Annotated in this window: 21 protein-coding genes; 5 read left to right on the forward strand and 16 right to left on the reverse strand. The window is 51.7% G+C overall.

Annotated features, from left to right (window positions below):
• Positions 1–24: 24 nt before the first annotated feature.
• Positions 25–1,701 (forward strand): ABC transporter substrate-binding protein, encoded by a 1,677-nt coding sequence (locus MHH78_RS23095; protein WP_341168921.1) that lies wholly within the window; start codon positions 25–27, stop codon positions 1,699–1,701.
• Positions 1,702–1,761: 60 nt separating this feature from the next.
• Here the strand turns inward: MHH78_RS23095 and MHH78_RS23100 are convergent, their stop codons facing one another.
• The 3 genes from MHH78_RS23100 to MHH78_RS23110 all read right to left on the reverse strand — a co-directional run bounded on the left by MHH78_RS23100 (position 1,762) and on the right by MHH78_RS23110 (position 4,280).
• On the reverse strand, positions 1,762–2,253 hold the full coding sequence (locus MHH78_RS23100; RefSeq protein ID WP_341168922.1) for a DinB family protein: 492 nt from the start codon (positions 2,251–2,253) through the stop codon (positions 1,762–1,764).
• 315 nt (positions 2,254–2,568) lie between these two features.
• Positions 2,569–3,414 (reverse strand): DUF1835 domain-containing protein, encoded by an 846-nt coding sequence (locus MHH78_RS23105; RefSeq protein WP_341168923.1) that lies wholly within the window; start codon positions 3,412–3,414, stop codon positions 2,569–2,571.
• A gap of 38 nt (positions 3,415–3,452) precedes the next feature.
• Positions 3,453–4,280, reverse strand: coding sequence for a copper amine oxidase N-terminal domain-containing protein (locus MHH78_RS23110; RefSeq protein ID WP_341168924.1), 828 nt, complete (start codon positions 4,278–4,280; stop codon positions 3,453–3,455).
• An 804-nt stretch (positions 4,281–5,084) separates the two neighbouring features.
• On the opposite strand from MHH78_RS23110, the gene MHH78_RS23115 reads away from it, so the two are divergent.
• Positions 5,085–5,990, forward strand: a complete 906-nt coding sequence (locus MHH78_RS23115) for an AraC family transcriptional regulator (protein ID WP_341168925.1) — start codon at positions 5,085–5,087, stop codon at positions 5,988–5,990.
• A gap of 150 nt (positions 5,991–6,140) precedes the next feature.
• On the opposite strand, the gene MHH78_RS23120 is transcribed toward MHH78_RS23115, so the two are convergent.
• The 13 genes from MHH78_RS23120 to MHH78_RS23180 all read right to left on the reverse strand — a co-directional run bounded on the left by MHH78_RS23120 (position 6,141) and on the right by MHH78_RS23180 (position 19,887).
• The gene (locus MHH78_RS23120) at positions 6,141–7,325 is read right to left on the reverse strand and encodes an MFS transporter (protein WP_341168926.1); all 1,185 of its coding nucleotides are present in this window, start codon (positions 7,323–7,325) and stop codon (positions 6,141–6,143) included.
• Positions 7,326–7,467: 142 nt separating this feature from the next.
• Entirely contained in the window at positions 7,468–7,770 is a 303-nt protein-coding gene (locus MHH78_RS23125) for an ArsR/SmtB family transcription factor (protein ID WP_076074876.1), read from the reverse strand.
• A gap of 335 nt (positions 7,771–8,105) precedes the next feature.
• Positions 8,106–8,930 (reverse strand): carbohydrate ABC transporter permease, encoded by an 825-nt coding sequence (locus tag MHH78_RS23130; RefSeq protein ID WP_076074067.1) that lies wholly within the window; start codon positions 8,928–8,930, stop codon positions 8,106–8,108.
• Positions 8,923–9,819 carry a carbohydrate ABC transporter permease gene (locus MHH78_RS23135; protein WP_076074064.1) on the reverse strand — a complete coding sequence of 299 codons (897 nt, stop codon included), beginning with the start codon at positions 9,817–9,819 and terminating at the stop codon, positions 8,923–8,925. Before MHH78_RS23135 ends, MHH78_RS23130 begins: the two co-directional genes overlap by 8 nt.
• A 107-nt stretch (positions 9,820–9,926) precedes the next feature.
• Complete coding sequence (locus MHH78_RS23140; RefSeq protein WP_341168927.1) at positions 9,927–11,255, reverse strand: ABC transporter substrate-binding protein; 1,329 nt, start codon at positions 11,253–11,255, stop codon at positions 9,927–9,929.
• A 194-nt stretch (positions 11,256–11,449) separates the two neighbouring features.
• On the reverse strand, positions 11,450–13,225 hold the full coding sequence (locus MHH78_RS23145; protein ID WP_341168928.1) for a sensor histidine kinase: 1,776 nt from the start codon (positions 13,223–13,225) through the stop codon (positions 11,450–11,452).
• A gap of 5 nt (positions 13,226–13,230) precedes the next feature.
• The gene (locus MHH78_RS23150; protein ID WP_341168929.1) at positions 13,231–14,934 is read right to left on the reverse strand and encodes a response regulator transcription factor; all 1,704 of its coding nucleotides are present in this window, start codon (positions 14,932–14,934) and stop codon (positions 13,231–13,233) included.
• A gap of 407 nt (positions 14,935–15,341) precedes the next feature.
• Complete coding sequence (locus MHH78_RS23155) at positions 15,342–15,785, reverse strand: GNAT family N-acetyltransferase (protein ID WP_341168930.1); 444 nt, start codon at positions 15,783–15,785, stop codon at positions 15,342–15,344.
• Positions 15,786–15,822: 37 nt separating this feature from the next.
• The gene (locus MHH78_RS23160) at positions 15,823–16,392 is read right to left on the reverse strand and encodes a histidine phosphatase family protein (protein ID WP_341168931.1); all 570 of its coding nucleotides are present in this window, start codon (positions 16,390–16,392) and stop codon (positions 15,823–15,825) included.
• Positions 16,393–16,404: 12 nt separating this feature from the next.
• On the reverse strand, positions 16,405–16,842 hold the full coding sequence (locus MHH78_RS23165) for a hypothetical protein (RefSeq protein ID WP_341168932.1): 438 nt from the start codon (positions 16,840–16,842) through the stop codon (positions 16,405–16,407).
• Positions 16,843–16,876: 34 nt separating this feature from the next.
• Complete coding sequence (locus MHH78_RS23170; protein ID WP_341168933.1) at positions 16,877–17,416, reverse strand: AAA family ATPase; 540 nt, start codon at positions 17,414–17,416, stop codon at positions 16,877–16,879.
• A gap of 491 nt (positions 17,417–17,907) precedes the next feature.
• Positions 17,908–19,314, reverse strand: a complete 1,407-nt coding sequence (locus MHH78_RS23175) for an NAD-dependent malic enzyme (RefSeq protein WP_341168934.1) — start codon at positions 19,312–19,314, stop codon at positions 17,908–17,910.
• An 81-nt stretch (positions 19,315–19,395) separates the two neighbouring features.
• Positions 19,396–19,887: a hypothetical protein gene (locus MHH78_RS23180; protein WP_076074044.1), complete on the reverse strand. Its 492-nt coding sequence runs from the start codon at positions 19,885–19,887 to the stop codon at positions 19,396–19,398.
• A 141-nt stretch (positions 19,888–20,028) separates the two neighbouring features.
• Between MHH78_RS23180 and MHH78_RS23185 the strand changes: the two genes are divergently transcribed.
• The 3 genes from MHH78_RS23185 (at position 20,029) to MHH78_RS23195 (ending at position 23,085) form a co-directional block, all read left to right on the forward strand.
• Positions 20,029–21,021: an acrylyl-CoA reductase family protein gene (locus MHH78_RS23185; RefSeq protein ID WP_341168935.1), complete on the forward strand. Its 993-nt coding sequence runs from the start codon at positions 20,029–20,031 to the stop codon at positions 21,019–21,021.
• Positions 21,022–21,194: 173 nt separating this feature from the next.
• The gene (locus MHH78_RS23190; RefSeq protein ID WP_341168936.1) at positions 21,195–22,649 is read left to right on the forward strand and encodes an alpha/beta hydrolase family protein; all 1,455 of its coding nucleotides are present in this window, start codon (positions 21,195–21,197) and stop codon (positions 22,647–22,649) included.
• Positions 22,650–22,686: 37 nt separating this feature from the next.
• Positions 22,687–23,085, forward strand: a complete 399-nt coding sequence (locus tag MHH78_RS23195) for a MerR family transcriptional regulator (protein ID WP_036729690.1) — start codon at positions 22,687–22,689, stop codon at positions 23,083–23,085.
• The last annotated feature ends 186 nt before the right edge of the window (positions 23,086–23,271 follow it).

Raw genomic sequence — 23,271 nt, forward strand, 5'->3', positions numbered from 1 at the left:
TTAGGCAGGAGGAGAATGTCCCAAATGAAGCTGCACAGTCAATTCCTGAAGCTGCATTCGCAGCATGGAGGTCCGGCCGAGATCTCCGTCACCCTGGACGAATTGGCCTTGACCCTTGGCTGTACCCACCGCAATGCGCTGCATGTGATCCGCAAAATGGCCGATCTCGGCTGGATCACCTGGACCCCCAGCCGGGGTCGGGGGCGGCGCTCCAAGCTGGTGTTCCTCGCGGCGGCCGAGGACATTGCCCTGGAATCCATGAAGCAGGCCATAAGCAGCAAGGATATCAGCAGTGCCCTGGAGGGCATCCGCGGACATGCCCGCACCTCATCGCTGCAGGACACGCTGCAAGGCTGGCTGCTGGCTTACTTCGGGCATCATGCCGAGGTGCACAGCGACAAGCGGATCGATACGCTGCGGCTGCCGGTCACCCAGCAGCTCCATACCTTCGATCCGCTCTACATGAATTTGCTGGCGGAGTCGTTTGTCTCGAGCCATGTTTTTGACGGGCTGGTCGGCCGCAGCGGTGAACGCGGCAAGGTGATCCCCGGCCTGGCCCATGCCTGGGAGATAGACGGGAGCCGGACGGCCTGGACTTTTCATCTGCGCAAAGAGGTCTTGTTCCATCATGGCAAGGTACTGACCGCCGAGGATGTCGTCTACTCGTTCGAACGGATGATGTCTACCTCGCAGCGCATGCTGTACAGCTATATTGTCAAGGAGATTCAGGAGGTCCAGGCCTTGAATGCCTCAACCGTCCGCATTCTGCTGAAGAAGCCGAATGAGCTCTTCCTTCCCTTCCTCTGCACCAGCCGGGCGGCGATTGTGCCCCGCGATCTGGAATCCATTGGAGAGAATCTGTTTGGGCGCAGGCCGGCGGGCACCGGTCCGTTCAAGGTCGTAGAGATGAATGAGGATACCTGTGTGCTGGAGGTGTTCCCTTATTATTTTCAGGGGCGGGCCCATCTGGACCGTGTGGAGATTATCTATGTCCCATGGAGCCTTGACCGGGAGCCCTCAGAGACCGGCTCTGCCTTCCATGTCATCCCGAATCCGTCAGCGGCGGGCGCAGACTCTCTAAGCAGAATTCACTCTGAGTCCTATGTCCGCAAATTCGTAACCTGCAACACGAAGAAAAAGGGACCGCTGAGCGATCCCCTTCTCCGTGCAGAACTGCTATCCTGTCTGCATGAAGCTCCGAGAGTGTCCTTCCGGCATTTCGCAGCGCCTCCGGCTGAAGTCTTGCAGATTGCCACGATCCCGCAGTACGCCGGAGATGCCGAATACATCGCCGCAAGACTAACGCAGCATGGATATGCCTGTAAGGTGTTATCCGTGTCGCCGGAGGAATTCAAAGGTCCGATCCGCCTGAAGTCTGACCTGATCGTCTTCTCGCTGCTCCGCGACCAGGACGAGCAGCTCCGGCTGTACGACCTGTACCTGACCCTCTCGCAGCATATCGAACCACGCACCCGTGCGGGCATTGAGGGCAGGCTGCGCCAGATCTCGCGGGAGCCTGACGCCGCTGTTCGGGCGGAAGGCTTCCGGGTGATCGAGGATACTCTAACCCGTGACCACCAGCTGCATATTCTCTACGAACGGCCTGCCGAGACCGCCTATCTGCCCTCCGTGCGCGGGGTGACCTTCAACAGCCAGGGCTGGGTCGATCTGCGCCATCTGTGGTTTCCGCCGGAGCTGTAGAGACGAAGTCGAAGGCCGGGAGGCTGCACCGCCAGACTATTTTAGGACCCGCAGCCTCCTTTATTCTGTACCGGGTAAATACGTAGCCAGACCTCTGCCCACCAGATTAGGCGAGACTGGCTTCCGGCCGAGTTCCCTTGACCAGATGGAGAGCTGGCCGATGTGATGAATCTCATGCGCGGCAACATGGCGTATCACTTCGCCCCATCTATGCTGGGTAACCTGCCCATCCGGCCCATCCTCCCTTAGAATCCTCCGTTCCAATCCCTCATTCCAAGCTACTACGAAGGACTCCACCTCCGGCCGGAAGCGTGCGTCCACCTCTCTGATTGCCGGCAAAGTATTGTACTCCGTGAAGTCTAAACGGATATCCGGCTTACCTTCCATATCCCGGATCCAGCTTAATTCCACATCCACTATATGCACCAGCGTCTGCAGGATTCCGCCCACCCCGCCAATGCGTGTCTTCACCAGTTCTTCTTCCGGCAGCTCCCCGCACCATTGATACCATTCCTCGCGGACCTGCCAGTTATAACGAAATAGGGTTTGCATGGTTGTCCTCCTTAGATTTGAACTCAAAGCTTGACCGTCGCTGCGGTGAACATTTGGCCCTCCGGCCGCTGTTGTGTTTGAATTTCTTCATTTTTAACCGCTATTAGCGGTGGAAATCCGCAGACAAAGGCGGACGCTTTCGCTCCTACAGTTCCAAATTTCCCCTCCGCTTCTTTTTGCTTTTTGTTAAATGCTATAGTGCTTCTTATAAAGCGGAAAATCCCGTGACATAGCGGGTGCTATCGCCCCCAGAGTTCCAAATTTTCTCTCAGATTCTTTTGCTTTTTGTTAAATTCTTTAGTGCTTCTATATACCTTACCCTTTCTTGCGCCGAATGCTATAGAATCTCATCGCTGTGGGAACGCCCTTGATCTCCAGGACCCCGCTGTAGATCAGCTCTCTAACCCTGTGCTCGAAATAAGCATCACCGACATACTGCTCACAGTATCCGAGCGCCTCTCCGACCAGCCGGGCTGATTTCAGGAATCCGTCTTCTCCTGGCGGGGGTGTCAGTGAATCCAGCTTTTCCAGCAGATAGCTGTCGTAGTAATCAGCAGGCACTTCCAGCAGGGCATTCTCTTGCCAGATTCGCAGGACGCCGGACTGCCCGGAAATCGTCAGCCAATCCTGAGACACCCGCGCGATATCGCCAGCACTCAACCTGCTGCCCTCATCAATCCGCAGAAGTGCTTCCCGGAGCTTGTCTGACGGAATCTCACCGGAATGACAGTAGTTAATGAAAGCATCCGGCCGGTTGAACAGCTCCTCACAGATTGCGCAGGCATCACACACTATGATCTCGTTCGGTCTGTTCCCCAACAGATGAGCAATAAGACGCAGCCCGGTCTGCTCGCAAGCATTGCCACTGGTCCAGATTATAATCTTGGCCTGTGCAGAAATCTGCTCCAGATTGTCCAGCAGCTCCGTATACTCTTCTTCACAATCATATGAGACATTATAGTTTTCCGTTATATTTTGGCGGAACCAGTCACTGCGTTGTTTCCTCCCCATTTGCGTATCCAACTGATTCAGCGGACCTATAGCATAATTCTCCCGCAGGATAATCAGCTTATGCGTATCCGTCCAGCCAAATTCTTTAAGCACCTGCTTCACACTGCCTCCGAAGGAGTCGCCGCAGAGGATGTGAATATGAGTGTCCATCAACCGAATTCACCTCTGATTCAAAATCGAAATTGAAATTAATTCCCGGAGCGGTCAAGCAGGCGCCCTTTTACAAGTAAATAAGCTGGAGTACTCGGTGTTTCGGTTTTAACGGCAACCTCAATCGTTCCATCCTTACGGACAGCCGGTCGTTCCCGCTCCTGCGCCGGAAATTGAATCAGTTCATCATAAAGTATATACGCAGCTACATCCGCCGCTCCTTCAGGAACATCCTTACCTGTTATATTCTTCGCCTTCACCGTGAAGCTTCCTTTTGCGGAGTCAAAGGTGTAAGAAACTGGCCGGAACGCGTCGTTGCTAATGATCTTCCCCGGTGGGGAAGTGAAGGGTCCTTTCTCAGTGTCCTCTAAAGAAAGCTTGATGATATCCGTCTGCATCAGGGTTTCACCCGTCAGCGTGTAGAGCTGATTCGCCTGATCCCATTTGCTCACAATGCCCAGACGTCCGGCCAGCACACTGACCGGAATGAACATCGAATTCTGCTCCATCACCGGAACCGTGTCCATCGACCCGGCAACCCCGTTAACCGAAACAGATTTGGAACCAATGGTGAACTTAACCGTTACACTATCCTTTTCGATGGCAGCCGTTCTAGCCTTGGCATCATAGCTGACCTTCGCCCCCATCAGCTCGCTAATGGAGCGAAGCGGGATCATCGTCCGGTAGTTGGCATCCACATATGGCGCCTTCGGTGCCGTATAGAGCACATAATAATCGTTGATTTTCAGAAGCGCAGGGTATTTCTTAGCCGCTGCCTCTACCTTCCCCGGATTCACACCCGTCAACATGGCGAAGCTCAACCCCGCAGCCAGTAAGGCTGTCAACACTTTTTTACCTGTCTTCATCCCAAACATCCTCCCTTTTCCTCTATTTCATATTTTTCTATCATCTTTCTTATTACTCCAAATTTCCACATCAGTTGCGCCTCTCTACTAAAATCTAACAACCGGCACAGGGATGCAGTGTCATTTTCGTGACATGCCTTTTCTCAGCTTGAACACGTAAAAACCGTTTGAATACTGACTTGATATATTTATAATTAGAGTGAAGTTATTGCAAAGGAGATTATTAGTGGAACATCGGAAATAGAATTATTTACGAATGCGGGGACAAACATATTGGGTGTTAATAAAAAGGGAAGAAGAAAGTTCGTTCATAGCGAAAAGTATTATTTCTGGTATGTCAAAGAAGATGATGAAAACTACGGACGGATCAAACTATTTATTGTTTCGGAAGATAAAAAATTTAATGTTTCCTATGAAGTTGTGAAATGACAACGTTATAACGCCGGGCCTTGTGAAAACTATAATTGAATGGAGCCTGATGGATAAAGAAAATCTCAATTTCGTGGATTGGGAGGGAAATACACTAACGGGAGGCATTAAATGAAGACAAACAGCAGCGACTAGAACATCCATGCCCCACCCCACGGTAAGCGTACTTGGTCCACCCCTTTGGGAGGAGTGGCGGAAGGGATGTTTGGAACTGTAGGAGCCGCAGCGGCCGAAAGTCCAAACGATCCCTGGAGCCACGACTATTCCCAAAGTAAAGCGGCTCCAGCTCAGATGACCACCTGACAATATGCTGCATGGATAATCAGGCTACGGTAACTACCGGATGATATGCTTTCTTATGAAAGGAGGGATTGCGTGGAGTGGCTGGAGCGAATGAATCGGGCGATCGGTTATATTGAAGATAACCTGGAACAAGATATTGATTACGATCAAATCGCTAAAATCGCCTTATGCTCGGTTTACCAGTTTCAACGTATGTTTTCATTTGTACTTGATGTCCCGTTATCCGAATATATCAGGCGCAGAAGACTGACGCTGGCTGCGTTTGATCTAAAGGACAGAAAGAACACTGTAATGGACATTGCCTTGAAGTACAGGTATGAATCACCGGAAGCCTTCTCCCGTGCATTTCACAATCTGCATGGAATGACGCCTACATTAGCGCGCAATGCCGAAAGTGAGTTAAGAGCCTATCCCCGCATCTCCTTTCAAATCATTTTAAAGGGAGTGACCGGAATGAATTACCGGATGGAGAAACGGGATGCTTTTCAAGTGTATGGACTGGAGGATATCTACCAGTACGACACTATTGCGAATGAAGCGGGCGTAACGATCCCGGAGGTTTGGCAAAATATCTGCAATAATGGTGAGTTCGAACGTTTAGCCCAATCGTTAAGCGGGGCTTGGAGAGACGAAGGCAATTTCAGCAAGGAACTTGGAGCAGTCTTTGCCTTCGATGCCTACACCTTCACAAGCAACTCGACCTTCCCTTATCTAATCGGGTGCTACAGAGCGCCAGGCAGCCAAGTGAACGGATACACTGTTGTTGATGTTCCCGCATCTACGTGGGCCGTGTTCTCAACACTCCATGACGGGAACGGCAGCGGCAAGTACGATCTGCAGTCATTGAAGAACCGGATCTTCTCGGAATGGCTGCCAACCTCAACCTATACGATTCTGGACGGTGGTAATTTCGAGATGTATGGTACAAGCGCAGATGGCTATGAATATTGTGAACTATGGTATAGAGTCGGGGAATAGTATAAAATACCCCCACAAAGTGGGGCTTTAGCTTCGATGATAACTCAGGTACTTTACTTTGCGGGGACCCCAAAACATAAGCGCGGTGGCCGGGCATTCCGGACACTGCGCTTTTTGTCACCAGAAGTATTTCTGCAAGGTTAGTAACATTCACTGATTTTGAACTAAATGTTGAACATTCATCTCTGATTTAGAATTCATTCTATATAAGAGGAGCATAGCGATTATAGCAATCGCAACCCCAACAGCACCAATCCATGTAATCGATGCAAGCGAGACCGTTTCAATAGCTACCCCGCCTATACCAGCACCCGCTGCCATAGCAAGCTGCATCATCGACTGATTAAGACCAAGCATAACACCTGAGGCTTCGGGTTCAATTGTTGTTAAATGATATTGCTGCGTCGGACCAGAGGACCATGCGGAGAAGGACCACAACAATAGCACAACCATCACACCAATGAGTGTATTCGTTACTAAAGACAATAGGATCAGCATTACAATATGGAGTATCAATCCGCTGAATAAGGTTCGGTTAACCCCCCACCGGTCCGTGCTGAAGCCACCGATTTTGGAGCCTATCATGCTGGCTATACCAAATATAAGCAGAGCTCCGCTGAGATATTTATCACTTATGCCCGATACTCCAAGCAAATACGGTGAAAGATACGTATATGCTACCGAATATCCGCCAAGCCAAAAGAAGGTAATCGCGAGTCCCAATGCGACCTTAGGCTTTTGTAGCAAACGTAATTGTTGCCGTAATGGAATAGGTTCATCTCCCTTAACACGCGGGATGGCGAAAGAAAGTATAATCATTGCGATAATCCCTAAAAGGGCAATACCCCCGAACACAGATTTCCAGCCAAGCGTATCCGCTGCAATGCGTCCAAGAGGTACGCCAATAATTAAGGATGCTGTAAAGCCCATTACGACTGTTGCAATCGCACTTGCTTGTTTACCCTCTGGGGCAATTTTCGCTGCAATGTTTAAGGCGGTAACAACCACTACCCCTGCGCCTATGGCCATAATGATGCGGGCAACTACAAACAATCCATACCCGGGCAAAAGAACAGCGAGAATGTTAGATACCACAAACAAACCGAGACCCATCATGATTAATTTCCGTCTGTCTATACCTGCGGTTACAGCCATAAGAACAGGAGTAAATATAGCGTAGACTAGCGAAAAAATCGTAATTAATTGCCCGGCGGCAGCAACTGAAACACCAAGTGAAAGGGACACCTTATCTAAAATGCCAGACAGAATATACTCGGACGTCCCTACCAAAAAACTAACAATGGCTAAAATATACACTTTCCAGCTTACAGACATAGAATGATACAACTCCTTTGAATATTTTGAATATACAATTCGCGAATTGTAGATATGATATTTAAAAAGACATATCACGAATTGTCGAATCATAATGCCAAGATAAAGCTGAATTCTGGTAAAGAACTCAGTTTCATCTCTCTTACATCTCACTCATCGTGTACTTAGCTAACTGACGTATGGCTTCCTCGTCTCTCTGATAGTACGTAAATTTGCCTATACGTTTTGTGGTGATCAATCCTGCCCGCTGCAACATCGTAAGATATTGAGAAGCCGTGGACTGAGTCATGTTCAGCTTGTCGGTTATTTGACTTACACAAACCCCAATTTCCTCCATATCCACTCCTTCATGGGGTTTAAAATGAACATATGGCTCTTTGAGCCATTGTAAGATCTGTAACCTGGATTCATTCGACAAAGCCTTAAATACATCAATTGGATTCATAGTCATTATTATATCGATGATTTGCGATATGTCAATACGGAAGCTTTAAGTTAATGCATGAAGCTGCGTTCGTAGCGAACATTCAGCGATAGAGCTCTTGCCTTTCCCCCCTGCCCTACCCCCACAGTAAGTGAACTTGAGCTTCTCCCCCTTTTGGGAGGAGTGGCGGAGGGGATGTTTGGAACTGTAGGAGCGGCAGCGTCCGCCTTTAGATTTGGATTTCTACCGCAGACTATGCGGCTTAAATCAGGAAATCCAAATCTAACAGCGGCCGAAAGTCCAAACAATCCCCGGAGCCACGACTACTCCCAAACTCAAAATAGCTCCTGTTCACATTACTTCACCGACCCGATCATCCCCGCCACAAACTGCTTCTGCATCACAAAGAACACCAGCGCCGTCGGGATCGTGCCGATCACAATCGCAATCATAATCATCCCGTAGTCCGGGGCGTAGCCCGAGCCGAGGGTGGAGATGAGCAGCGGCATGGTCTTGGTCTGCGGGGTCTGCAATACGATCAGCGGCCAGAGATAGTTGTTCCAGCTCGACATGAACGTAATGATCGCTCCGGCGGCGTAAGTCGTCTTCATCGTCGGCAGATAGATGCGCAGGAAGATGCCCAGCTCGCTAAGCCCATCCATCCGCCCGGCCTCCAGCAACTCCTTCGGGAACATCTTCGTGCTCTGCCGGAAGAAGAAAATCAGGAACGCGGTAGTCACCGTAGGTAAAATGACCGAGACAATCGTATCGATGCCCATCCACGGGAAGACGTTCGAGATCTGGCCGAACATCCGGTACAGCGGGATCATCAGCGCGGCGAACGGAATCATCATCGACAGCAGCAGAATGTTGAATACAATATCCTTCGAGCGGCTGCGGAAGACCTCGAAGCCGTAACCGGCCAGCGAGGCAATCAGCAGCGCCAGCAGCGTGGTGGTTATGGAGATTTTCGCTGAATTCATCAGGGATAACTGCAGGTCCGTAGTGTCCAGCAGCTTGCGCAGATTCTCCAGCAGATGAGTGCCCGGCAGCAGACGCCCGCGGGTGACATCCACCGACTGGTTCGTCGAGCTGACGACCATCCACAGGAACGGAAAGATTGAGACAATGGCCGCGATGCTCAGGAACAGATACATGAAGAAACGTTTACTTTTAGCCATTTTTATCACCTGCCACTTTGAACTGGATGACCGACAGCAGTGCGATCATAATGACAATCGAATACGATACGGTGGCTGCATAGCCAAAGTCTGCTGCATATTTGAACGATAAATTGTAGATGTACTGGGAGATCGTCTGGGTCGCGTTGCCCGGGCCGCCCTTCGTAATATTCATGACCTCGTCGAACAATTGCAGAGTCCCGATGGTTGAGGTAATCGAGGTGAACAGGATGATCGGCTTCAGCAGCGGGACCGTAATTCCGAAGAACTGGCGGGAAGAAGATGCTCCGTCAATTTTGGCGGCCTCATAGATGGAGTGATCGATATTTTGCAGGGCTGACAGGTAAAAAATCATATTGTAACCCGTCCAGCGCCAAGTGATCGCTATGATAATGGTGATTTTGGCCCAGAACGGATCGGTGATCCATTCAATCGGGGCACTGACCAGATGAAGCTTCAGCAGCATCGTATTCACCAGGCCATTGCCGGAGAACAAATACTTGAATACCACAGAATACGCAACCAGTGAAGTGACACAGGGCAGGAAGATCGCCGTGCGGAAGAATCCTTTGAACCTCAGCTTGCTGTCATTCAGCAGCACCGAGATAAACAGCGCGAGGATGATCATCAGCGGCACTTGAACCAGCAGATAGATGAAGGTGTTTTTAACCGATACAATGAATGTTTTGTCAGACAGAAGCCGTGAATAGTTATCGAAGCCGGTAAACGTAAGATTGCTGCCCGTTCCCGTCTGGAACGACAGAATGAGTGCCTGAAGCATCGGATAGAAATAGAAGACGAAGATCAGAATGACCGCAAGCAGGACGAAGGACCATCCGGTCAACACACTTTTGGTGCGGAACCTAAGTTTGGAATTAGTTTGATGCACAGCTGCCCAGTCCTTTCCTTATCAATTAAAATAAACCCCGGGCACAGCCCGCCTCCTGAACTCCCGGAAGCTGCAGGCCACGCCCAAGGTCACTGTATGAGAACTAACTATTTAATCTGTGACTCGGCCTGGGCCTGGGCATCGCTCAGCACGCTGTCAATATCCTTGCCGTTCAGATAATTCTGCATCTCTACAATCAGGATGTCTTCAATCGCATACGTGTTGATTCCGTAATTGACGCTTGGGATCTGCTCCGTCCAGGCGGCGAAATCCGCTACAATCTTCTGGCCGCTGAAGAATTCATTGGCCTGGCTGTAAGCCTCTCCGCCCGCAGCCGCTTTGAAGGTACCGATAACACCGATGTCCGTGAGCAGCTTCTGGTACATTTCCACATTCGAGCCGAAGGTCTTCGCCATGAAGTCTGCTGCCGTCTCCTTACCATCCACATTCATGACATACCAGGAGCTTCCGCCCAGGTTCGAGGCATGAACGGATTTGTTCACAGTCAGCTTCGGAAGCGGTGCGATGCCCCACTTGCCGGATTGTGACGCTTCCGCCGTAATCGAAGGGGTGATCCAGTTGCCTGTCGGCACCGAGGCTACATCGCCGCTGTTCAGGGCGGCTACGAACTGGCTCCAGTCTGCATGCACCTTGGCTACGTTCGATTCGGTCAGCTCCTTATAGGTTTCAAAAGCTTCCTTAAGCGGTGCATTTCCCGCGATATTCGGCGTCTTGCCGTCTTCCTTCAGGTACCACTCGCCTGCGGATTGAATCATCACCCGGATCAGTCCGAGGTCGTTAGGGTCCAGTGTAATCAGCGCTTTGCCGGTTTTCTCTTTCACCGCTTTGCCGATTTCAATATATTTCTTCCAGTCGATATCCTGCAGATCGGCCAGCTTGTAGCCTACCTGCTCCAGATAGTCCGTTCTGACATAGAGGCCGGTTACGCCGGAGTCAAAAGGAATCCCGTACTGCTTGCCGTCCAGGCTGGTAGGACCGCTTTTGTAATCCGCGAAGTCAGCGCCCTTGATTGAGCTGCTCAGATCGTAGAAGGAATCCTTGTACGATTGCAGGAAGCTCTGGGAACGGTAGTCTTCAATCAGCACGATATTCGGCAGACCCTTGGTAGTCCCGGAATTCAGCCCCGTGTTCAGCTTCTGGATAATATCCGCCTGTGCATATTCCACAATGTTAATTTTCACATCCGGGTTAGTCTTGGCATATTCTGCTTTGGCCACTTCCAGCGCGGCGATATTGAATGCAGGGTCCCAAGCCCAAATCGTAATTTCCTTCGCCTGTGCAGGCTCTGTAGCTGCTGTATTCTCTGTCTTTCCCGTGTCCCCAGCAGTATTGCCGGAATTCTTGGACCCGGAATTAGAGCTGCAGGCCGTAAGCAGTAGCAGGCAAATCAGGACTAACGCAAAGCCTTTTTTCATTGGTAAGCCTCCCCTTTGATGCGCTTTACTGTATCTCGCTTGAATGTAAGCGCTTATTTATTACATAAGTAATCTTATCACCCGCTCCGGGCGACCCGTTAGAACTTACTTTATGGGGATTGGTCATTTTATCGCCTGATTGTAAGCGCTACCCTGTTTGCCGTTTGTTCTTTTTTTGGAAAATGGTAATAATCTCACTTCTTCATCAGCGGCAGGCGGATTCGGATCGCGGTTCCCTCGTCCGGGGCACTCTTAATGGTGACTCCATACTCTTCGCCATACATTAGGACAAGCCGGTCATGCACATTACGGATACCGATTCCGGTGAACAGCTGGCGCTTCCCCGCAAGGCTCGACATAGGCAGATCAGCCACTCCGGTATCCATCCCATCCCCGTTATCCACCACCTCACAGAGCAGAGATCCGGCATCCTGGGAGATGAGGATATGGATATATCCGCCGCTTTTGCGCGTAAACGCATGGAAGAAGGCATTCTCAATGAACGGTTGAATAATCAGCTTCGGCAGATGACAGTCCATACAATCCGGGGAGACGAAAAAATTCACCCGGATCCGTTCGCCGTACCGCACATGGTTGATGAACACATAGGATTTCAGATTCTCCAGCTCCTGCGTCACCGTGATGCTCTCACTGACATTGCTCAGCGCATTCTGCAGCATCGAGATCAGGGCATGAATCGTCTGCACCGCCTTCTCCTGACTGCCCTGCTGCACCAGGAAGTTGACCGAAGCCAGCGTATTGTACAGAAAATGCGGGTTAATCTGATGCTGTAAGGCCGCAAGCTCCGCATTCCGCTGCTCCTTTTGCGTCTCCACCAGCTTTTCGACATATTCATTTAGCTCGTCCAGCATATAATTATAGGCATGCCCCAGCTCCTGAAATTCAAAGCTTCCCGTAACCGTAATGTAATTGTGGAAGTTACGCTCGGTGATCTTGGACATCTGCCGGGTAAGCAGTGTGAGCGAGCGGGTCAGCCTTCTGAAGATCAGGAACACCACGATCAGGGCCACGATCACGATGGCTGAGCAGAACAGCACAACCATTTTACCGTTGACCATCTGGCCGAGGGCCGTCTGCTTATCGATCAGGTTCACAATGTAGAAATCATAAGACGGCAGGTAATCCGCAATCAGAATCGAATCAGTGCCTTGGAAATCAATCTTCTGGTACGCAAGCTGCTGCTCCTCAATCTCACTCGCCACCTGCAATAGATCCCCCGCCTGCTGGCCCATCAGATCACTGCGGTTGCTGGACACAATCATCCCCTGCTTATTGAGGATCACCACATCGTTCCCGGTACTGACAAAGCTCCCGTAGAAGGAGCGGAAATCCTTTTCATGAATGGTAAAAAACAGCGTCCCGTAAATATCGCCCGTCGTCCGGTCCATCAGCGCTTTGCTGCTTACAATCACCGCTTCCTTCTGCGCCGAATCCGGCATCGTCTCCTCATAGAACTGGTACATCAGCCGTTTCGGCTCGGCCAGCGTATTCCGTGTCAGCTCGTGCTGCTGCAGCTCCCGGTCACTCATTAGCAGATTGTTCGTATTGGTGGAGTAGCTGCGGCCGTTTTTGCCCATGATTTTGATCCCGACCTGGTAGGCATCGAGCGTGGACTGAATCTTCTTCATCTGCGTGGTCATATTGTAATAGGTCCGCAGCATCCGCAGGGAGTCCGAGTCCTCCTCCGACAGGAAGGAACGGATCGTGCCGCTTAGCTGGGTATTGTTGGTAGCCGTGACGATCGAGTAATGAAAAGCTTCAAAGCTCGCCTTAATCTGGCTGATCACCTTGGAATTCGTAATGCTGAACGTATTCATGAACAGCTTCTCCGACATACGGACGGTCGTCCATGAGGAGGCGATGGCTACGGCGATGATGCTGATCAGCATGACGATGAAGATTTTGATAAACAGGCTGTGAAATTTGAACCGCTCCCAGTATCTGCGCATACGATCTACTCCTGCCCGTAATGCTGACGCCGGTAGCCGCTCGGGGACAAGCCGTAATATTTCTTGAACACTTTGCAAAAATAGCTGTGATCGCCGTATCCGACCATGCTGCTAATCTCCGCTATGGGTGCCTCCCCGGCCCGCAGCAGCTCTGCCGCCTTGCCCGTGCGGACTGTGTTGAGATGCTCCTTGAAGCCTTCGTGATTGTAGGTCGTGAACAGGCTCGACAGATACGAAGGGTTGAAATGAAAATGACGGGCCAGCTCCGTAAGGGTCAGCGTCTCAGCATAATGCTCCTCTATGTACTGAAGCAGCTTCGTCATACTGGCATTGCCGCCCGGTGCAGGCGCTGCCGATGCAGTCAGCTCCATGATCCGGGTCAGGTAATCACCCAGAATCTGCATGGCCTGCTCGGCCGTGCCCGCTTCATCGATGGCCCGGAACAGGCCGTATTTCCCCTCCTCCAGCTCCTGCAGATGACTGAACTGATTCGTAATGTTGAAGATGATATTGCCCAGGAAGGATTTGAACTGATACACATCCCCGTCATCCTGGCGACTGAGCGCATCTACATGCTGATGCAGGTCACCGAACGCTTCCGCCAGCTGCTGCCGCTTCAACTGCTCTGTGAAGGACGTCAGATTGAACTTGGGCAGCGGAGTCTCCGGATCTGGACGTTTTTTCTGGATTAGCAGTGTCTGCTCCGGCCGGAAAAACCGGCACTGCTGTAGTCTTGCATTGCTCTCCTGCTGGATGGCCGCCAGCTCGCTGAGAGAACTGAATCTACGGCTGAGCGTCACCCGCAACTCCGCCTCCTGCCCGGCAAGCGTATCGGCCGACTGGTGTACAGCCTTCAGCAGCTGCGGCCAATGGGCTTCCTCCAGATTAATCAGCATGAATGTAGTGCCCGAAGGCTCTGCGACTGGAATAATACACTGCACCCGTCCCGGTACACACTGGTTTAGTTCACGGGTAATAGTGGTAACCACGGTAGCGGATGCGGCCTCTTGTGCATTGGCTGCGCTGCTGGCAGTATTGATGGTGATACGGTTCATGGCATTGCTGCTGCTGACTGCGTTAATAGCGGTATGATTCATAGCGTTGTCGCTGCTGACCGCGTTTATGGCGGTATGGTTCATGCCTTCGCCGCCCGGTGCTTGCTGCACCGGTTCCCAGCCCAACAGCGCGAAGGCGTGATGCGGAAGCTGCTGCTTCACATACGCTTCGCTCTCTGGCGGCAGCCGGTAACCGGCCAGCACCCGGCCGAGCAAGGTATCCAGCGGCTGCGCTGCTGCCTCCGTTTGTCCTCCGGCGGCACTCAGTTCCGGGATGCGGTCCCGGGTTTTTTTTAACACCTGCAATAAGGCCCCGGCTTCCAGCTTCGGCTTCAGAATATAATCCGCCACCCCATGCTGGAACGTCGAGCGCACATAATGGAACTCGCTGAAGCTGCTTAACACAATCACCTCGGTAGCCGGATAATCGCGCTTCACCAGCCGGGTTAGCTCCTCGCCATCCATCACCGGCATCACAATATCCGTAATGATGATATGCGGCTGCAGGGTCTGCAGCGAATTCAGCGCTTCCTGCCCGTTGGCCGCTTCACCCACGATCTGAAATCCTTCCTGCTCCCAGTCCAGCACATATTTAATCCCTTGCCGGACCAGGATTTCATCGTCCACAATCAGCACCTTGCATATTGGATTCATGATTCTCCCCCGCCTTCTGTAGTCTTGACCTCTGGCCCTAGCCACTATGAACGGATTATAAAGCGCTATCATGGAGATGGTCAAACTTAAAATAAGAGCAGGGAGACATTCCCTGCTCTTGGTTGTGCAATTTTTGTGAAAAGTATGTTGTCCAGTATATACGAAGGAGCATTCCACTCTCCGTCATTCTTAGATTTCCCGCCAGGTAATTGCATTATGTACAGTAGAATCGGAAAAAAAGCGCTCCAAAACGCATTCTAATGTATTTGCTGCAATAGAATTTCTTAAAAGGGTCCATTTCAGGCAAATATCCGAAAATCTAATGTATGAAGTACAATTGATGGCGAAAACCAGAATATGCCGGGGCAATTTTCAGTTTTCCCAAACTTTTATGTCCTCTATGCACCCTAATGCGAGCTGAGATGCTTGCGGTATCCCTCAACCTTCTCTTCCCTATACCCCATCGCCTCATAGAAAATATGCGCTTCCTTCCGCTTCTCCCCCGACACGAAAATGATATAGTAACAGTCCCGTTCATGCGCAATCGCTTCGATCGCAGTCATCAGCTTCTTGCCAAGCCCCTGCCGCCGTGCGCGCGAAGACACGACCACATTCTCAATAACCATGAACGGGCGGCAATCGCCCACCAAGTCCTGGCAGACGATCCCCATCAAGGAGCCCAGCAGTTCCCCATCTACAAAAGCTCCCAGCAGTACATACCGCTCATCCTCACGGATGGTCCGAAAGGCCTTTTCCAGCTTCACCGGGTCCGCCCGTCCGCCCATTAATTCATCGTAGAGTGTGTTCAATGCTTCCAGTGATGCGAGTTCGATTTGTTCGATGGTTACCATGGCAGGTTGCCTCCGTGTTCATATTGTTGTGGTGCAATTACTTCATTTCATACATAAATATTTGACCATTACGTGGGTAACGCATCCGCTCTGCCTCGTAGCCCCTGAGCCGGAGCCTGCGGTCTAGAACTTTCATGAACGCACCATGACTGACAATCAGTACACAGTTTTCTTGAGCAGAGGTTTCATCATTAACAATCAAAGAATCTATTACACTATCTGCCCGCCGTACAGCAGCGGCTCTGCTCTCTGGTTGAGAAGAATGACCTACCGACCAGAACAAACGTCCAAGCACAAGCCATAGGTTAACCGGCAGTCGCAGTCCGCTAAGTCTAATTGTCTTGAGCCGCGGTGCAGTTACACTAATCTCCCTCAATAGCTCTGTATACACAAATTTTCGAGCCTCAAAATAACTTGCCGTATGTACCGCCCTCTCCTGATCACTACACAGACAAAGTGTCCAGCGCTGCCCGCCTATCTCATGTTCAGGAGCCTGAATAGGTGCTAATTCATACTCTTGGACCCACTGGTTGAATTGTTCCCCTGTCAGCCAAGTCCGCTGCGGTTTAATATCTACTTTGAAATGCCTAATCAGTCCCAGCTTCAATCTCCTAATCCCCTACTTCTCATTCTTGAGCTCAAACTCCTCACTCTTCCCGTCCCACTCGACAGTGACTTTAATGACGGAGTCTTCATTTTCAAACGCACCATTTCCATATCCACTCATATGCAGCATATCCCAGCGCACTGGTCCTTCCTCCGTCCGGGTGCTGCTGCCGCTGGTGCCTTTGTAGCCATATTTGAACTGCTTGATTTCTCCCAGATCAGATTGTTCACCCTTGTATTTCAGATCGAAGGTATATTGTTTGGAGCTTTCACTTGTCACTTTATCCTTCTTCGTAATCAGCTTCTGGCTGGCCTCCTGCTTATAGACGCCTGACCAGGTGTCCCCCTCGCCCTTGAAGGTATAGTTGAAATGGGTCGTTTCGGTATTGCAGGACGTCAGCAGCAGTAGCAGAATTGCCGGAAGCAGCAACGCACGCACTATCTTCTTCATGGTCAGCCTCCTTTTCCCATAGATTACATTAACATTAACGTGAACGGGATAGGTATTGCAGTACTGCCTCCACCCGTTCCTCCACCGTAAGGTCTCCTTCCAGCCGCAAAAGATCGCACCTTAGCCCGGTCATCCACTCCTCATGCAGCATCCGGCTGCGGATCTCCATTCCGCCCGTATCGTACTGCGCTGCCCAGTCAATGAAGCTCTCAACATCCTCATACTTGTCTCCGCCCGGCAAACCCTCATCCCCGTAACGTTCATACTCCCGCGCCCGCAGCCGCTGCAGACGGATCTCCTCCGGAATCCACAGGAAAATCACCAGGTCAAAGGTGTCGCGCAGCGGATCACCCCAGCCACAGAGCGCACCGGACAGAATCCACGGCTCATGCCGCTCCAAGTCCCTCTGCAGTCTGTTCAGACGTGCGGCAACACCGCTCTTAATGCTGTATTTCTGTTCCCAGTAGTAATCGTCACTATCCAACTGAACATGCGGAAGCCTCGCCGCCAGCGCCTTGCCCAAGGTTGTCGTTCCCGCCCCGGAAGCTCCCATAATATGAATTTTGCGGTACATAAGCCCTCCTGAATGAAAGAATCATTGTATCCATTTGTATATTTTACCATGCTGCCCCTTATATATAAACAGCGAAGCCTGATTTTAAAAGATTCCAATCCTCCGGTAGGAAGCAAGTGGACAAACGTATCTTAATTTCTCGAATTTCGGGGATTTCCGGGAAACAAGTGGAAAAAGCACAACTGTTAACTCAATTTTTAAACGCTTTACTTGAATTACGATAATTAAGTGTTGTTAATCCAATTGTTGTCGCGCCATGCCCCAAACAGCCACCAGCAAGTGTACAAAATCCATCTATTCCAGCCAGTCGTCCCCTCCCACCTCTCCCATAAGCACCGGCGTAAGCCGTAGTCCACAACCCATCGCTCCCAGGCCCCTGGCATCCCGGCTCCCACATTGGTCAACTATATACTTCTGCGCAAAAGCAGACGCAAACAAAGCCGCAGCCTAAGGCCACAGCTTGTTCACCTTCCTAATGCTCAGCGTGCTCCTCAGCTCACATCAGGCGGGATGCGCCGGGCGATGCCGGTAGCGATAGCGGCCTTAATTACAGCCAGACGTACCTGCTCCACGACCTTTTCGTTGAAAATGCTCGGAATAATATATTGCTCATTCCGCTCATCCGGGTGCACCACGGCTGCAATGGCCTGCGCCGCTGCCAGCTTCATCTCCAGATTCACCGTCTTCGCCCGGCAGTCCAGCGCCCCGCGGAAAATCCCCGGAAAACACAGCACGTTGTTAATCTGGTTAGGGTAATCGCTTCTGCCGGTTGCCAGCACCCGGACGTAAGACTCCGCCAGATCCGGTTCAATCTCCGGAGTCGGATTAGCCATAGCGAACACGATGCTGTCCTGGGCCATGCTCTGCAGATGGCTAACCTGCAAAATCCCTCCCCTGGATACGCCAATGAAGACATCCGCTCCGCGCACCGCCTCATCCAGTCCTCCGCTCAGATTCTCAGGATTCGTACTTTCGGCCAGCCAGCTCCATTCAGCATTGGTATAGGCTTCGTTCCGGTTCAGGATTCCCTCCTTGTCTACCGCGTAGAGCTGCTTCGCGCCAGCCGCCAGCAGCAGACGGCAGATCGACACGCCTGCCGCACCGATGCCGACGACTACAATTCTGGAGTCTGCAATCGACTTCTCCACCACCTGGAGCGCGTTCAGCAATCCGGCGAGAGCAACTACTGCCGTTCCGTGCTGGTCATCATGGAAGACTGGAATATCCAGCTCCGCCGACAGCCGCCGTTCAATCTCGAAGCAGCGCGGCGAGCTGATATCCTCCAGATTAATCCCTCCGAAGCCGGGAGCAACCGCTTTCACAATCTTGATGATTTCTTCCGTGTCCTTCGTGTTCAGACACAGCGGGAACCCGTCAATATCCGCCAGCTGCTTAAATAGCATGGCCTTGCCCTCCATCACCGGCATCGCCGCCTCCGGTCCGATATCGCCAAGCCCCAGCACAGCGGTGCCGTCGGTGACGACCGCTACCGTATTTCTTTTCATCGTCAGGGAATACGCCTTGGACGGATCTTCGGCAATCGCCGTACAGACACGGGCCACACCGGGGGTATACACCAGTGACAGATCCTCGCGGTTCTTGATCGGCATCTTCGGGGTGACCTCGATTTTGCCGCCGAGATGGGCCAGGAAGGTACGGTCGGAGACATTGATGACTTTGATTCCAGGCATATTCTTCAGCACGCTTATAATCTCTTCATTCGCCGCATCCTGTACATTCACGGTCAGGTCACGGGTCGTCACATCCTTGCCGCCACGGATCACATCAATCGCTACAATATCGCCCCCGGCTGCTGCCAGCCTGGACGCCACATCGCCAAAAGAAGCTTCGGCCTTGCGGATTTCAAGCCGGATAATCATCGTTGTTGCAATGGACATAGAGTATGCCTCCCTCATCAGACGGATGAATTCTATCCTCAATATACTACAGTTCACTTGTTGTTCACAATTAAATCCGGGTTAACCGGGAATTTCCCAATCCTCAGCCAGCTTTAGCAGCTCTGCTTCCGCAGCCTCTTCATCTTGCCCCAATACTTTTGCTTCTATATAGTAGGTGACCGTATCATCGCTGTCACTCTTGCCGGGACGCTGATAACACAGCCAATAATAAGTAACTTCAGGAGTAGGATAGACCGCGCTTCCCCCCTGTACGAACTTGATCAGCTCCCCTTCACCTTCCGGAGTCGGCACCGGCTTCCTCCATAGCAATTCTGTATGATTAGGGATGCTGATATAATTACCCGGACGACTCTGATCGCCAAGCGACAGCTCCAGCTGATCTTGAGTCACAGACTCCAACCCTTGCAAATACCGCGCAGGCTCGTCCTCACTTAGACGCAGCCGGTGTACCGCCGAGGCGGAATCAGATGCTGCGAACCCGTATAGTGCTCCCCCGCCCAGAACGAGGCAGATTGCTGCGGTAAGCACGGTTTTGCGTATTTTCACTCTCATTATGAACGCTCCTTTGTAAGCATTTAGTGTAGGATATCATTGTGTTTCCTTAATTGACAGGGCACAATAGTAATGGCGCGAAGCCTATGAATTCTTATCTTTGAACCAAACAAATATAACACGAATTAGGAGAGAGAAGATATGCGGAACCCTTTTCAAGCATTGGTAGTGGACAAGACAGAACCATTCTCCGTAGAGGTCAGACCGGTATCGCTGCAGGAACTGCCCGCCGGTGAAGTGTTAATTAAGGTAGCTTATTCCAGTGTAAACTATAAAGACGGGCTGGCAAGCATCCCGAATGGAAATATTGTGCGAAATTATCCGTTCATTCCGGGCATTGACCTGTCAGGGACGGTAGTCTCATCGAAGGATAGCCGCTTCCGCGAAGGCCAGTCGGTCATTGCCACCAGCTATGGGATCGGCGTCTCCCACTTCGGCGGCTTCAGCGAATACGCCTGTATCCCTGCGGACTGGGTTGTTGAACTCCCGGCGGGCTTGACGCTGCGGGAAGCAATGATCTACGGCACAGCCGGATTCACGGCGGCACTGTCTGTACAGGCACTGGAAGCACAAGGAATGACCCCTGACCAGGGAAAAGTGCTCGTCACCGGTGCCACCGGCGGTGTCGGAGGTGCGGCAACCGCCATTCTGGCGAAGCTGGGCTATCAGGTCACTGCCAGTACCGGCAGAATGGATGAAGCCGGATATCTGCAGGCGCTGGGCGCTGCTGAGGTGATCTCCCGCGAAGAGGTCGCGGGCAGTGCGGTGAAGCCGCTGGACAAGCAGCTCTGGCAGGCCGCAGTAGATTCAGTCGGGGGCGCCCCGCTTGCTGCGGTCCTGAGCAAAATCACCTACGGCGGCGCAGTGGCCGCAAGCGGCTTAACCGCAGGCACGGCTATCCCTACTACCGTCCTACCGTTTATCCTGCGCGGAGTCAGCCTGCTCGGCATTGATTCCGTAGCTTGTCCTATGGAGAAACGGGCCAAGCTCTGGCAGCGCATGGCAGGTGACATGAAGCCGGAGGTGCTGGATACGCTGGTGGACCGTGAGATTTCCCTGACTGAGCTGCCTGCCGCGCTTCAGGATATTCTCCAGTCGGGCACCCGGGGCCGGGTGCTTGTCCGCTTATCTTAGTCACAATTGATGAGGGTATAGCAGTATCGATGGCAGTTCGCTTCCGAATCTGGAACGGGCTGCCGTCTTTTTTGCATATGTGCCCGGCATCTTAAATTTAGCCTTGACCCTGAAGTATACTTCAACCTTTATACTCTAGTTATTCCAGATGAATAGAGTTGGAGGGAGTACAAATGAGAATATTTGAGATTATAGTCATTGTGGTGATTCTGGCTGTTACAGCAGGAATGATAGGGGCCAAGAAAAACTGGGGGCTGAATACCCTTATGCTGCTGGCTGTCGTTATGGCTGTAGCGCTGCATGGGGTGCTTGAGAATTACCGTATCCAGATGGCTCCGGCCTACGCCGCAGCGCTCTGGCTGGTGACCATACTCGGATTCAGACTTGTGAGGCGTCCCCGATCGGGCCAGCCTAAGCGGTATGCGAAGTTATGGAAAAGTCTGCTGCTGATATGCATCCTCCTTCTTTCAGGAGTATCCGTCTATGCGTCCAGGCTGCTGCCGATGTTCACGCAACCTGAGCCAACAGGGCAATATGCCATCGGGACGATCGCACGCGAGCTTACCGATGAGCAGCGTGACGAGACGCTGAGCGCTGAGGAAGGCGGCAAACGTAAGCTGATGGTCAATGTATGGTATCCGGCCGATCCTGACCAGACTGAGGGTAAGCCTAAGGAGCATTACCCCTCAGCACTGGGCGAAGCGATCAGCCTTGTATTCGGATTGCCGAAGCAGCTATTCAGCCATGTGACCGATATTCCGACTCATGTTACAGACGGAGTGAAGCTATCGGCACAAGAACCCAGCTATCCGGTCCTGCTGTTCTCGCCGGGAATCCGCTCCACCAGATTCCAGAGTATGTCGATTATCGAAGAATTGGTCAGCCACGGCTATATTGTCGTAGGGATCGATCATCCTTACACCTCAGCCAAGGTCACTTACCCGGACGGTGCTTCGGTCTACTACATGCCTGATCCGAAGTTCGATACTTCCGCAGAGCTCTACAACTACAATGTGAGCGGAATTGCCATCCGTGCAGCGGACGCCAGCTTTGTGCTGGACACCCTGACAGCTTGGAATACCCAAGACCCGAATGGATTGTTCCAGGCCAGGCTGGATCTCAGCCGTGCAGGTATCTTCGGCCATTCCTACGGAGGGGCGACAACCGCCGAAGCTTTAGCCCAGGACAAGCGGTTCAAGGCCGGTGTCAGTCTGGAGGGCGGGTTCTGGGGTAAGGTTGCCCATGAAGGGCTGACACAGCCTTTTATGTATGTGATGTCCGGCACGACAGCGCAGAATCTTGCACATCCCGAAGCGAGCACAGATCCCCTGATCTATGAAGAATTCACGCCGGATCTGAAATCAGTTATGAGCCGCAGCACCCGGGATACCTATTATCTGACAGTCGATCATTTCATTCACCAAAGTTTTACGGATATAGCCCTGCTGTCGCCCTCCTTATTCGCCAATGGCCTTGATCCGGTGCATACTGTAGATATAAGCAGAACCTATGTCCGGTCATTTTTCGATCAGTATCTGCTAGATGAGCCGCAGGCGCTGCTGAACGGTCCATCGGCCGAATACCCGGAAGTAACCTTTGAACCGGCCTACACGCACAAGAGACCATAGGAGTAGATAGATATCAAAATACAGGAGGTAATTCCAGATGAAGGGAATGACCCGTGGTGAGCTGGCGCGGCAGGCGGGGCTGAGTGCGGCAACCATCCGTTATTATGAGGACAGCGGCATCCTGCCAGCCCCGGAACGGACCGCTAAGGGATACCGGATCTACTCTGCAGATATTCTGGTGAAGCTGAAGTTCATCAAGGATGCCCAGTCCTTGGGCTATTCACTGAAAGAAATCCAGGCGGCGCTTGCCCTGCTCGGCTCGAAGATGGATGAAGATACCTTAAAGGAACTCGTCCGCGACAAAATCACCGAAATCGACGAAAAGGTTGCTGCCCTGTACGCTATTCAAAGCATGCTGGCCGGTCTGCTTGAGACCCCGCAGGAGGATATTCAGAATTATCTGCGTTCCTTCCAGGTTCCAGATCAGCATCATTGAAGACAAGCTATCCCTTCTTGGATCCAAGTAGAAACGGCTTTGCCGTCCTTTCAGGGATGGCACCCGTTTCAGCGAGAAATAGAAGGATAAGTTATCATGTGAAACATATAATTATATTTGAAAAAAATTCGGCAGCGTCATTCTGCATTCACAGAATACGCTGCCGTTTGTGCCCTTTGGATTTTT

The sequence above is a fragment of the Paenibacillus sp. FSL H3-0333 genome (assembly GCF_038002805.1).
Classification (GTDB): domain Bacteria; phylum Bacillota; class Bacilli; order Paenibacillales; family Paenibacillaceae; genus Paenibacillus_AQ; species Paenibacillus_AQ silagei.